14 protein-coding genes are annotated in these 12,432 nt (G+C 62.0%); 9 read left to right on the top strand and 5 right to left on the bottom strand.

Translation table 11 applies throughout. The features are described from left to right. Positions 1-482 precede the first annotated feature (482 nt). Entirely contained in the window at positions 483-875 is a 393-nt protein-coding gene (locus PseAD21_RS28590) for a GFA family protein (protein ID WP_102359061.1), read from the bottom strand. A gap of 404 nt (positions 876-1,279) precedes the next feature. On the opposite strand from PseAD21_RS28590, the gene PseAD21_RS28585 reads away from it, so the two are divergent. The 5 genes from PseAD21_RS28585 (at position 1,280) to PseAD21_RS28560 (ending at position 4,857) form a co-directional block, all read left to right on the top strand. Then, entirely contained in the window at positions 1,280-1,645 is a 366-nt protein-coding gene (locus tag PseAD21_RS28585; protein ID WP_102359060.1) for a DUF6124 family protein, read from the top strand. Positions 1,646-1,731: 86 nt separating this feature from the next. Continuing rightward, positions 1,732-2,400, top strand: coding sequence for a bifunctional 2-polyprenyl-6-hydroxyphenol methylase/3-demethylubiquinol 3-O-methyltransferase UbiG (locus PseAD21_RS28580; protein WP_102359059.1), 669 nt, complete (start codon positions 1,732-1,734; stop codon positions 2,398-2,400). A 216-nt stretch (positions 2,401-2,616) separates the two neighbouring features. Beyond that, positions 2,617-3,120, top strand: a complete 504-nt coding sequence (locus tag PseAD21_RS28570) for a VOC family protein (protein ID WP_102359058.1) — start codon at positions 2,617-2,619, stop codon at positions 3,118-3,120. 35 nt (positions 3,121-3,155) lie between these two features. After that, positions 3,156-3,989 carry an AraC family transcriptional regulator gene (locus PseAD21_RS28565; RefSeq protein WP_102359057.1) on the top strand — a complete coding sequence of 278 codons (834 nt, stop codon included), beginning with the start codon at positions 3,156-3,158 and terminating at the stop codon, positions 3,987-3,989. A gap of 61 nt (positions 3,990-4,050) precedes the next feature. Further along, positions 4,051-4,857, top strand: coding sequence for a DJ-1/PfpI family protein (locus PseAD21_RS28560; protein WP_102359056.1), 807 nt, complete (start codon positions 4,051-4,053; stop codon positions 4,855-4,857). Here the strand turns inward: PseAD21_RS28560 and PseAD21_RS28555 are convergent. From PseAD21_RS28555 to PseAD21_RS28545, 3 genes are all read right to left on the bottom strand, one after another. Continuing rightward, positions 4,808-5,395, bottom strand: a complete 588-nt coding sequence (locus PseAD21_RS28555) for a LysE family translocator (protein ID WP_102359055.1) — start codon at positions 5,393-5,395, stop codon at positions 4,808-4,810. The genes PseAD21_RS28560 and PseAD21_RS28555 overlap by 50 nt on opposite strands. A 130-nt stretch (positions 5,396-5,525) precedes the next feature. Then, entirely contained in the window at positions 5,526-7,772 is a 2,247-nt protein-coding gene (locus PseAD21_RS28550; RefSeq protein WP_102359054.1) for an ATP-binding protein, read from the bottom strand. Next, positions 7,769-8,383, bottom strand: coding sequence for a biliverdin-producing heme oxygenase (locus PseAD21_RS28545; protein WP_102359053.1), 615 nt, complete (start codon positions 8,381-8,383; stop codon positions 7,769-7,771). The genes PseAD21_RS28550 and PseAD21_RS28545 overlap by 4 nt, the downstream gene beginning before the upstream one ends. 276 nt (positions 8,384-8,659) lie before the next feature. On the opposite strand from PseAD21_RS28545, the gene PseAD21_RS28540 reads away from it, so the two are divergent. Continuing rightward, complete coding sequence (locus tag PseAD21_RS28540) at positions 8,660-9,280, top strand: LysE family translocator (RefSeq protein ID WP_102359052.1); 621 nt, start codon at positions 8,660-8,662, stop codon at positions 9,278-9,280. Here PseAD21_RS28540 and PseAD21_RS28535 read toward each other — a convergent pair. Continuing rightward, the gene (locus PseAD21_RS28535; RefSeq protein WP_102359051.1) at positions 9,277-9,690 is read right to left on the bottom strand and encodes a VOC family protein; all 414 of its coding nucleotides are present in this window, start codon (positions 9,688-9,690) and stop codon (positions 9,277-9,279) included. The two genes, PseAD21_RS28540 and PseAD21_RS28535, sit on opposite strands and share 4 nt — an antisense overlap. Before the next feature lie 108 nt (positions 9,691-9,798). Here PseAD21_RS28535 and PseAD21_RS28530 point away from each other — a divergent pair, with 108 nt between their 5' ends. Genes PseAD21_RS28530 through PseAD21_RS28520 form a run of 3 tightly spaced genes read left to right on the top strand, consistent with a single transcriptional unit; the run spans position 9,799 to position 12,329 of the window. Beyond that, a complete protein-coding gene (locus PseAD21_RS28530) occupies positions 9,799-10,881 on the top strand; it encodes a bifunctional transcriptional activator/DNA repair enzyme AdaA (RefSeq protein WP_102359050.1) in 1,083 nt (360 codons plus the stop codon). A gap of 30 nt (positions 10,882-10,911) precedes the next feature. After that, entirely contained in the window at positions 10,912-11,709 is a 798-nt protein-coding gene (locus tag PseAD21_RS28525) for an isocitrate lyase/phosphoenolpyruvate mutase family protein (protein ID WP_102359049.1), read from the top strand. A 2-nt stretch (positions 11,710-11,711) separates the two neighbouring features. Beyond that, positions 11,712-12,329, top strand: a complete 618-nt coding sequence (locus tag PseAD21_RS28520) for a DNA-3-methyladenine glycosylase (protein ID WP_102359048.1) — start codon at positions 11,712-11,714, stop codon at positions 12,327-12,329. The last annotated feature ends 103 nt before the right edge of the window (positions 12,330-12,432 follow it).

Raw genomic sequence — 12,432 nt, 5'->3', positions numbered from 1 at the left:
CTGCGGCGTACATACGAATATCCATCCCACACAAAACCCTGTGGGAGCGGGCTTGCTCGCGAAGGCAATCTGTCAGTTGATATTGGACTGACTGGCCCACCGCTTTCGCGAGCAAGCCCGCTCCCACATTTGCCTGCGGCGTACATACGAATATCCATCCCACACAAAACCCTGTGGGAGCGGGCTTGCTCGCGAAGGCAATCTGTCAGTTGATATTGGACTGACTGGCCCACCGCTTTCGCGAGCAAGCCCGCTCCCACACTTATCTGCGGCGTACATACAAATATCCATCCCACACAAAACCCTGTGGGAGCGGGCTTGCTCGCGAAGGCAATCTGTCAGTTGATATTGGGCCAACTGGCCCACCGCTTTCGCGAGCAGGCTCACTCCTACATTTGTCTGCGGCGTACACATGAATATCTACCCCACACAAAACCCTGTGGGAGCCAGCTCACTGTCACAAAGGCAGGCTGTGGGCCGCATTACTCTTCTATTCGGCCCGTGCTCTCACGGTCACGTTCGTAGTGGTGAGCCAGCGGCAGCGCCGGCAACCACGCCTCACGACGGACAGTCCAGAGTTCATAAGTGGGCTTGAAGCGGTTCGGCTCATCAAGCGACCCCACGTTGATTTCGACCTCGTCTCCCGACCGTGTGAAGACCGGAGAACCGCAGCGCAAACAGAAAAACCGGCCGTTATAGTCGCCGGTTTTGCCGGTGACCTTCAGCGCATGCCCCGGGAATATCGCCGAGGTGTGGAACAGCGCGCCGTGACGTTTGCGGCAGTCAAGGCAGTGGCAGATGCCGACGCGATAGGGCTGGCCAGATACTTCGAAACGCACATCGCCGCACAGGCAGCCGCCGGTGATTTGATCCATGTCGTAGCTCCTCTGATCGCTCATGTCTTCAGTGTCTAAACGCAACGCCGCACACCCGTTTAAATTACACGAATCGTTACGTCATAAAGGCTACAACGCCTTGCGTCGTTGCCTACGCGTACACCAGAATCCGCCGGCTTACACAGCTATGGGGTGGGCTATATCGTTTGCCGGTCACTGAATAACAGTGATCGGGTTTGGTAGCCCGCTTCTAAGTATGATGGCGACGCCATAGGCAGTTCCCTTTTTCAGGGACTCGTTTTTATATGGCGGCCATGCGTGGGGCTCCTTCGGGAGCGCCGGGTTTCCTGCTTAGACCGGTCTACCAACCCGCGTATGGCCGCCACCCTCGTTTGGTAGCGAGAGTGATGGCTCCTTACTTATGCTAAGCAGGAGCTTCATCCATGTTCAAAGTCACACCAAACCCGCCAGACACCGATCCAATCCCCCACGACCCCAGCCTTGACCCGCAGAAGGTCAAAGAGGCCACCGATCGCGCCCTCGATTTCTACCTCAACCCCGAAACCTCGAAGGCTTCAATGTTTTCACCCAAGGCCCGCCCCATCTACCTCGTCGACCCCACGCTGGATGACGAAACCCTGCTGGTCGAAGCCTGTGAATCGCTGTCGTCGGCCCATGCCATGGCCGGCAATATCGCCAACTCGGTGGGCGGCCCGGAGCGCAAGCCGCTGCTGGCGTTGCAACAGTTGATCATGTTGAACGAGCTGTTGGTCAATCGCTTGCTGGATAAGCTGCGCGTCCCGCAGTAGTTGCCAGACGGTTCAGTGAGGGGTTGCCCCTCACTGCTTCACGCAGTCCATACTGCACCTATCAACCCATCGTTTCGGACGCCGACATGCCCTCCCCCGAATCCTCCCTTCTGCAGAGCTGGCACAGCAACGCTGACGCCTGGATCGAGGTGATCCGCAGCGGTGCCATTGAAAGCCGTCAGCAAGTCACCGATCAGGCGATCCTGCTGGCCATCATGGGCCGCCAGCCGGAACGTGTGCTCGACCTGGGTTGCGGCGAAGGCTGGTTGTTACGGGTGCTGGCCGATCGCGGCATCGAGGCGGCGGGCGTGGATGGCGATGCGACGCTGGTCGAGGCGGCACGCGCGGCGGGCTCGACCAGGGTGCACGTCGCCAGTTACGAGGCGCTGGTCGAGGCCAAGGTCGATATCGGCCGCGAATACGATTTGATCTGCGCGAATTTCTCGCTGTTGCATCAAGACATCATCCCGCTGCTGACCGCCATGCATGCCCTGCTCACCCCGGGCGGTGCGCTGCTGATCCAGACCCTGCACCCGTGGGCGGTTGCAGCGGGGAATTATCAGGACGGCTGGCGCGAAGAGTCCTTCGCCGGGTTCAAGGGCCAGTGGCAGCCGATGCCGTGGTACTTCCGCACGCTGTCGAGTTGGCTGAATGCCCTGGACATGGCGGGGTTCCGGCTGGCCGGCCTGCAGGAACCGCAGCATCCGCAAAGCGCAGTGCCGCAGTCGTTGCTGATGCTCGCCGAACAGCGCTAACTCGGCAGCTCGAGCCCCTTGTGGGAGCGAGCCTGCTCGCGAAGACGGAGTGTCTGACAGGCTCGTTTCAGCTTGTGCCGACGCTTTCGCGAGCAAGCTCGCACCCACAATGTTTGGCTTTGCATGCTCCAATTTGTCGATCTACGGCACCGCCATTCGACCAAGGACTGACTACGCTGTTAATCCTGCGTGTCTAACCTGCCGAGGATGACTGCCATGCAACGCTTTCAAAAAATCACGCCGTGCCTGTGGTTCGACGATCAAGCCGAAGCGGCGGCGAAGTTCTACTGCTCAATCTTCGATCACTCGAAAATCACCGGCCTGACCCACTACAGCAAGGTCGGTCAGGAATTTCACGGTAAACCGGAAGGCGCGGTGATGACGGTCAGTTTCGAACTCGACGGCCAGAGCTTCACCGGGCTCAATGGCGGGCCGATGTTCAAGTTCAGTGAGGCAATTTCGTTTCAGGTCAACTGCCAGAATCAGGAAGAAGTCGACCATTTCTGGGGCAATCTGTCAGCCGGCGGCCCGGTCGAGGCCCAGCAATGCGGCTGGCTCAAGGACAAGTTCGGGGTGTCGTGGCAGATCGTGCCGGTGGCGTTCATGCACATGATGCTGGACGCCGACACCAGCAAGTCGCAGCGGGCGATGCAGGCCATGTTCAAGATGAAAAAACTCGACATCGCCGAACTGGAGCGGGCCTTTGCCGGCCAGAGCTAATACACTCCAGGTCTGGCCTGCCGGGAACAATAACGATGAAACACGCTGCCGCCAAAAACCCTGAAAAGGCCCCGCGCTTCTGGCGCGACGACGCCCTGCCGTTTATTGAAGCGCGGGCCATCGCCGATGGTCGTGAGGTTTGCTACTCACGACATTCCCATGCGCATTTTTCCATCGGTGCGATCACCGCCGGGCGCAGCATTTATGTGCATGAGCACGCGCAGTTCGAGGTCGCGGCCGGCACCGTGGTCCTGATGAATCCCGGCGACGTGCATGCCTGCAACCCGATCGATGACCAACCGTGGTCGTACCTGATGCTGTATGTGGAGACGCCGTGGCTGACGGATTTGCAGCATCAGCTCGGGTTCAGTGCCGAACTGGAGTTTCACCGATTTTCCACCACCCACTTGAATGACCCGCGACTGTTCCGCGACCTGCAAGGACTTTACGACACGCTGGTCGATGAGCAGCAGGACGCGCTGCGCAAACACAGCGCGGCAGTCGAGTTTTTCAGCGATCTGCAAGGGCGCCTGAACCCGGCGGAACAAGCGTTGCGCGAGCCGAACTTCAAACTCGAACGCGCCGCCGAGTTCATCCGCGAGCACTGCACCGCCCTGCTGAGCCTGGACGACATCTGCACGGCGGCGCAGTTGTCGCCGTCGTACCTGATCCGCGCCTTCAAGCAGCATTACGGCATGACCCCGCACGCCTTTGTGGTCAATCAGCGCATCCAGTTCGCCCGCGAGCGCTTGCGCAGCGGCCAGTTGATTGCCGATGTGGCGCTTGAAGCGGGATTCGCCGATCAGGCGCATTTTCAGCGAGCATTCAAACAGCACCTGGCTGCCACTCCGGGTCAATATCGCGGCTGACAGCAAAACCCGACTACGCTGCAGATCAACCACCCCCCCCTGGCCCGGGAGTTTGCCCTGGATGATCCTGATTCTTTTGCCGTGCGCCGATTACGACCCGACCGAAAGCAGCGTGCCGTGGCAGGCACTGCGCGATGCGGGCATCGAGGCACGGTTCGCTACGCCGCAAGGCCTGGCTGCCTACGCCGACCCACGGCTGGTGAGCACCGGGTTCGGACCACTGAACCCGATGCTGATGACGCGCAGAGCCGATCTGCACAGTTACGCGCAGATGATCGATAGCCCGGCGTTCCTTCAGCCGCTGGCGTATGCCGATGTCGATCCTGCTCAGTTCGACGGGTTATTGATCCCCGGTGGTCATGCCAAAGGCATGCGCAGCCTGCTGGAGTCCGCGCAGGCCCGAGACATCGCTCTGCACTTTTTCAACGCACAAAAACCCGTGGCGGCGGTGTGTCATGGCGTGCTGCTGCTGGCGCGCACCCTCGACCCCGACACCGGACGCTCGGTGTTGTTCGGGCGCAAGGTCACTGCATTGCTGGCGGCCACCATGGAATTGCCGGCATGGCTGATGACGGCGGCCTGGCTGGGTCGCTACTACCGCACCTACAAGCAGACCGTGGAAGCGGAAGTAACCGCCGCGCTGTCGAACACGTCCGATTTTGTCCGCGGCCCGCGCATTGCCAAACGCGACAGTGCGCAGGCGCCGCAAACCGGTTTTGTGGTGCGCGACGGACAACTGCTCACGGCTCGATGGCCCGGTGATTGTCACCGCTTCGCCGCAGAATGGGTGACCATGCTGCAAGGTAGATACCCAAGGTTCAAGGCAGCAGCAGATACCCTGCACTCACCGCCAGCAGCAATGCCATGAGCCGATTGAACAGACGCATTCCCGCCGGATTACCCAGGTAGCCACGTAAAAACGTCCCGGCATACACCCAGCAACCCACCGACAGATAGCAGATCACCAGATACACCGCGGCAAACTGCCAGACCAGCCGCGCCTCGCCATCGGCCACAAACGCGCCCATCCCTGCCACACAGGCCAGCCAGGCTTTCGGGTTGAGCCATTGCATCACCGCGCCGTACAGCATCGACGGCGCACGCCTCGCCTCCCCGGCATTCAACTGGCCGTTATCACTCGCCAGTTTCCAGGCCATGAACAACAGAAACGCCACGCCGGCCAACTGCACCACCCGGGTCAGGGACGGCCACAGTTTCAGGACTTCATGCAGCCCAAGCCCCATCAGCACCAACAACAGCACAAAACCCAGTGTGGCCCCCGCCACATGCCGCTGGCTGGCCCGGAAGCCAAACTGCGCCCCGGAGCTCAACGCCACGATATTCACCGGGCCCGGGGTTATTGAGGCCACCAACGCAAACGCCGCCATCGACACAATCAGACTCATCACGCACCTGCTTCAACTCGGGGAACAAGGTGCCAACGGTAGCCAGTACCTCGCTCCCGTGTATTGAACAAAATTGCCCACCCCGGCCGGCGTTCACCTGGCGGGCTGTCATGGTCATGATCCGCGCCTGTCAGTCGCTCCCGACCCTCACCGGCACGGTAAACCGAAACTCGGTGCCCTGCCCCGGCTCGCTGCTGGCCTCGACCCGCCCGCCATGGGCTTCAACAATCCCCTGTGTGATGTACAAGCCCAGTCCGGTCCCGGTGGGATTGCCCTCCTTCACCGTCCAGTAACGATCGAACACACGCGCCAGGTTTTCCTGGGGAATGCCTTCGCCGGTATCGCGCACGGTAAACACGATATCTTTGCCATCAGACTTCGCCCGCACGCCCACCGAGCCCATGCGCGGGGTGAACTTGATGGCGTTGCCGATCAGGTTCGACAGCACCTGAAACAGACGCTCCGGGTCGGCATGGATTTTCAGCTCGGGATCAGCTTCGAACGAGATACTGATGTCCTTGTCCAGCGCCAGTGGCCCGAGCAGCGCCTGGGTCTCCGCGAACATCTGCCCGACATCCAGAGTCTGCGGCGCGATGCTGTAGCGCCCGGCGTCGATTTTAGAGGTGTCGAGCAAGTCTTCCAGCAGCGTGTTCATCCGTCCGGCCGCCTGCTGCATGGTGTCGATCGCCGTGGAGATGCGCCGCGAGGTGTGCGGCCCATCGGAGCTGAAGGCCTTGTGCAGCATGCCGCAAAGCATCGAGATCACGGTCATCGGGTTGCGCAGGTCATGCGAGACCACCGCCACCAGCTCATCACGCGCGCGCACCGCTTCTTGCTCGCGACGCACCTGACGGGCCAGGTCATTTTCCAGTGCCGAGCGGCGCAGATCGTTGGCGGCGAACAGATCGCCGTGAGTCCACTTGGTGGAGATCCCGGCCATCTCGACTTTCCAGATTTCGAACGAGGTGCGCGGGCGCAGACGCAGGCCTGCCTCGCAGTTTTCCAGGGCCAGGGGCTTCTTCGGATCGCCGCTCCAGTTGATGTTTTCTTTCACCTCGGGGCGGAACCACAGCACGCCGTTGTCCACCGGTTTGGGCAGACTCATGGCGAGCAAGCCGCTGGCCACTGGCTGAAACTGCGCGGCTGGCGGGTAGACGCTCGCCAGATGATGGCTGGCGAACACCGGCTCGCCGCCGTCCTGCAACCACTTGTGCAGGGCGCGGATTTCGTCCGGCTCTGGGCAATTGCCGTAACGGTGCAATTGTTTGTCTTCGATGATCGCGATGCCCCCGGCCCCGGTCAGCGCCATCAGCACTTGCGGCTGCTGCGCCAAGCCATCGAAGACGTTTTGCGGCGAATCGATCATTGCCTGATTGAGCAGCGCCAGCGCTTCGACTTTTTCTTCGCGCTGACGGCTGATTTCCAGCGATTCCATGGCGCTGATCTGCAGCGACAGCACCTGGCCGATGGTCTGGCAAGCGCTACGCAGTTCATGCGGCACGTGCAGCGGCTGGCGGTTGCCGCAACTGATCAGGCCCCACAGCTTGTCGCCCTTGAGCAAGGAAATGCTCATCGACGACAGCACGCCCATGTTCTTCATGTACTGGCAGTGAATCGGCGAGACGCTGCGCAGCGTCGCGAAGCTCAGGTCCAGCGCGGTCTGGGTATCGGGGCGCAGCTTGGGCACCAGCGGCACCGGCTGATAATCGGCGTTGGGGATGATCCGTAACCAGTTGGTGCGGTACAGCTCACGCGCCTGTTCGGGGATGTCCGAGGCCGGGAAAAACAAACCGTTGAACACTTCCATCGACGGATCGGACGCCTCGGCAATCACCTGGCCGTGGCCCTCCTCTTCGAATCGGTAGATCAACACCCGGTCGTAACCGGTCATCGCCTGGATTTCCTTGACGCTGATGTCGTACAGCGCCTGCAGCGTGGTGGCCGCTTGCAGACGCTGGAGCATGCGCCCCAGATGGGTCTGATTGCCGGCGACGTTGCGCGGCTGGAAGTGCTCGACGTGGATTTCCAGCTCCAGAATCAATACGCCCTGATGGCGATGCAACAGGCCTTCGAACGCGGTGTCGTTGAGGTGAAAATGCAGCGGCCCCGCGTCGGAAAACGACGGCTGCAGCAAGGCCTCGCGCACCGCATCGGCGTGCGGTTCGCCAAGCAGACTGTGCAGCGGCTGGCCGATCAGCTCTTGCGCCGGACGGGCCAGCAGGGTCTCGACGTTGGCGCTGATCTGCATGATTTCCAGCGCAGGCTCGCTGAGCGTCAGCAACAGGCCATGGGGCTGGATCGCCCCGGGAAAGCGGATCGGTTCGTCGGCGCAGTTGGCCAGCAGTTCTTCAAACGCGTCCTGGTCTTGCGGGGTCATGCCAGTACCTCCCGGCGTTCGAGCCAACGCTCGAAACAGCTGAATGTGGTTTGGGCCGCCGCAACAACGGCTGCGCGCTCGTCGACGTCCATTGGGCGCGCGCCCAGGTATTCGATGAAGTCGCGCCAGCGACGGCCAGTCGTGGCGCCGTAGACATCGAGGAATGCCGCGCCGTTTTCCGCGTACAGGCTCAAGCGCGTGGCGATTTCGCGGCGCAGGATCTGCCCGCCCAGCGTCGCGCCTTCGAGCACGTACAACACGCCCAGGCATGCAGCGCTTGTATCGATGACCGGCAATTGGCGACAGATCGGCAAGTGCTCCAGCCCCTCGGGCGATTCGCCCAGCGCGTGCAGATCACGCTGCAGGATTGGCGTCTTGAGGCGCGGGGCAATATCGAAATCGGCGGGGACGCAGGCGCTGGCGAGCAGTGCGGACTCCAGTGGCCGGTAAAACCCGTAATAGGCTTGCATCAGCCGCCGGAAGGCGTTGGTATCGAGTTGTTCGGAGAAAAAGGGAAGGCGTTTTTCCAGTGCGATGTGCAGTTCGGCAGTGCCGGCTCGCAGATCTTGCAGCACCGTTGGCACATAGATTTCACGGGCCTTTGCTTGCATGTAGATCGCTCTAGGTGGGGCCGCTTCGGGGCCGGCGGGGTGTTTGCAACGTCGACGAATAGTACACGGCGAACGCATTTTCTGACTGGGCGCACAGGTTTTTTTCTGAATAAACCATCGCCTTGTGACTTTTCAGAGTTCCGGCAAATCGGAAAAGTTCGACGCAATCAAAAGAGGGCTGTCGATGCTGTACCGCGAGAGCACCGCGTGACTGTACGGGTCGCGCCGCCCGGGGGCTGTGATAAAAATGCGCATCCACGTTTCTGGAGTGCCGCCATGGACCTCGCTACGCTCACGTTGTTTCTCCCGGCCTGTTTCGCCCTGAACATGGCCCCCGGGCCGAACAACCTGCTGTCGGTGAGCAACGCCACCCGTTATGGCTATCGCCGTGCCTGTGCGGCCGGTATCGGGCGAATTCTGGCGTTCGCCGGGATGATCGCCCTCGCCGGCGCGGGGCTGTCGGTGGTACTGCAAACCTCGGAATGGCTGTTCCACGCGATCAAGATCATCGGCGCGGCGTACCTGCTGTACCTGGCGTGGCAACTGTGGCGGGCCAATCCCGACGCCGAGCAGCAGGTAACGGGCGCCTCGGTTGGCTTTTTCCGCCTGGCGCGCCAGGAGTTTCTGGTGGCGGCGGGCAACCCGAAAGCTATCCTGCTGTTCACCGCATTCCTGCCGCAATTCGTCGACCCGGGCCGTCCGGTGCCGGCGCAATTCGCCGTGCTCGGCGCGCTGTTCCTGCTGCTGGAATGGATCGCCATCGGCGCCTACGCCTGGATGGGCCTGCACATGCGCCGCTGGTTCGCCGAGCCGCGCGGCAAACGGATTTTCAACCGTTGCTGCGCGGGGCTGCTGTCGGCGGCGGCTTCGGTGCTGTTGATGGCGAAACGGGCTTAAGCCTCGGACGGGCCTTTGAGTTCGACCTGATTGCCGTCCGGGTCGAAGCAGTACAGCGACAGGCCGTAGCCCTCGGCGCCGAAGCGTCTGGCGGCTTTTTCGACGGTCAGGCCGTGCGCCTGCAAGTGTTCGGTCAGCGCTGGCTCATCGAACGGCTCGATGCGCAGGCAGAAGTGATCGACGTTGCGCCGCTCGGCACCGGCCGCCCCGCCGCCCTTGCGCCCGAGTTCCCCCTGCAAGTCGACAAGGTCGATCATCGAACTGCCGGCGCGCAGGTGCACCAGTCCCATTTTCTCGTTGTGCCGGACCACTTCGGCACCGAAGACCTGGCCGTAAAAATCGATACTGCGTTGCAGATCCGCAACGCGCAGCACGATATGGTCGATGCGTTGGATGATGAACGGTTGCATGGGTTTGCTTCCTCAAATCAGCGACCCGCTGATTGTGGTGCAGAATCGAAAAAATTCACTGTCGATTTTTCGGTGGAGCCATCGAAATCCTGGATTTAAGCTCTGACCATGAACATACAAACCACACTGCTGCCGCCCCACGCCGAGATGGTTCGCGCCATGCTCGAACGCGACACCGCCTACGAGGGGGTGTTCTTCACGGCCGTGAAAACCACCGGGATCTTCTGCCGCCCCAGTTGCACGGCGCGCAAACCGAAACCGGAAAACGTCGAATTCTTCGCCCATGCCGATGAGTGCCTGTCAGCCGGTTATCGCGCTTGCCTGCGCTGCAAGCCGCTGGACGCTGCGGCCATCGCCCCCGATTGGGTTCAGCGCCTGCTCAGCGCCGTCGACGCCGACCCGGAGCTGCGCTGGAGCGACGCCCAGTTGCTGGCCGAAGGCATTGAGCCGCTGAAGCTGCGACGCTGGTTCAAACAGCATTTCGGCATGACTTTCCACGCCTGGCTGCGCACCCGTCGGCTCGGCATGGCACTGGGCGGGATCCGCCAAGGCACTTCGATTGACCATGCGGCGTTTGATTCCGGCTACGAGTCGCTCAGTGGCTTTCGCGATGCGTTCCAGAAGTCGTTCCACATCACCCCGGGCCGCGCGGCCAACAGTGAACCGCTGCTGTTCACCCGCCTGACCACGCCGTTGGGGCCGATGATCGCCATGGCCGAACGCCGTGGGCTGGTGTTGCTGGAGTTTCTCGATCGCCCGGCGCTGACCCGCGAGGTCGAAGAGTTGCAAACCCGCCACGGCTACGTGGTCGCGCCGGGGCACAACACGCATCTGCAGCAGATCGAGCAGCAACTGAACGAATATTTTGCCGGCGCGCGCAACGTGTTCAGTGTGCCGCTGCACCTCCCCGGCAGCGAGTTCGCCCGGCAAGTCTGGCGCGAACTGCTGAACATTCCCTATGGCCACACCAGCACCTACGGCACCATCGCCGCACGTCTGGGCAAACCCGGCGCCAGTCGCGCGGTGGGCCTGGCCAACGGGCACAATCGGCTGGCGATCGTGGTGCCATGCCATCGGGTGATCGGTGCGGATGGTTCGCTGACCGGCTATGGTGGTGGGCAGCCGCGCAAGGCGTTTCTGCTGAGGCTGGAAAACGCCGCCGTGCAACTCACGCAACCACTGGCTTTCTGACGACGGCACAACCTACGAGAAGGGATTTCGATGAGCACGCTCGACACACAGTTTCACCAGTTACACCAGGATGGCCTGCTGATCCTGACCAACGTCGCCGATGCCACGGGTGCGCGACTGGTCGAACAGGCCGGCGGCAAAGCCGTTGCCACCAGCAGCGCGGCGGTGGCCTGGGCGCACGGTTATCCGGATGGCAACACCCTGCCCCTCGAACGCCTGATTGCCACCGTGGAATCCATCGCGCGAGTGATCAAGGTGCCACTGAGCGTGGACATCGAAGCCGGTTACTCCGATGACCTCGGGCGTGTGGCCGAGGTCATCGACGCGGTGCTGGCCGCCGGTGCGGTCGGGATCAATATCGAGGACGGCAGCGGCGCCCCGGAGCTGTTGGCGCGCAAGATCGAAGTGGCACGGCAGGTCGCCCACAAGCGTGATGTGAAGCTGTTCATCAACGCCCGCACCGACGTTTACCTCAAGAGCCTGGTGCCGGCGGAGGACCGCGTCGCCGAAACCCTGCGCCGCTCAGCGCTGTACCAGGCCGCCGGGGCCGATGGTTTGTTCGCAGCCGGCGTCACGGCGGCCTATGAAATCGAGGCGATCTGCAAAGGCACATCGCTGCCGGTCAACGTCCTCGGGTTCGCCTGCCTGCCCTCGCCGACCGAGCTGCAAGCCCTGGGCGTGCGCCGCCTGAGCGCCGGGTCCGGCATCGCCGAATTCCTCTATGGTGCGATGGGCGCGCTGGTGAAAAGCTTCCTCGCCAGCGGCAAGCTCGACACCCCTGACCTCAAAGCGCTCAGCTACAGCGAAGTCAACGGTCTGCTGAAATAAGCATGGCCGAGTCTTATCAAGCGGCCAGCGAACATCTGGCCGCACTCGACGAAGACTGGCAGCGACACATCAGCGCCATCGGCCCCTGCCTGCATCAACCGCACCCGGCGCGTGATCCTTACGAATCACTGGTGCGGGCGATTGCCTATCAGCAATTGCACGCCAAGGCCGGGGACGCGATTGTCGGGCGCCTGATCGCGTTGTTTCCGGGGCAGACCTTTCCCCGGCCTGAACAGATTCTCGCGACGAGCTTCGAACAATTGCGCGGCTGCGGGTTTTCTGCGGGCAAGATTGCGACGATTCAGGGCATCGCCCAGGCGACCCTGGACGGCGTGGTGCCGGATTACCCCACGGCGCTGGCGATGGACGACGAGGCGTTGATCGAACGTCTGGTCAGCCTGCGCGGAGTTGGCCGCTGGACTGTGGAAATGCTGCTGATTTACAGCCTGGAACGCATGGATATTCTGCCGGCGGACGACTTCGGTGTGCGCGAGGGTTATCGGCGATTGAAGGGGCTGGACGTGCAGCCGACGCGCAAGCAGATGATCGACATCGGCTTGGCGTGGAGTCCTTATCGGACGGTGGCGGCGTGGTATTTGTGGCGGGTGGCCAAGGGATAGACCGCGTTATCGTGCTTCGTCGCTCGCTCCCACAGGGACATGCGTTCCAAATGTGGGCTTGCTCGCGAAGACTGACTCGCAGACAACACACACTCTGCTGGCA

This window comes from Pseudomonas sp. AD21 (assembly GCF_002878485.1).
Classification (GTDB): Bacteria; Pseudomonadota; Gammaproteobacteria; order Pseudomonadales; family Pseudomonadaceae; genus Aquipseudomonas.
This window is presented reverse-complemented; position numbering and strand designations above follow the sequence as displayed.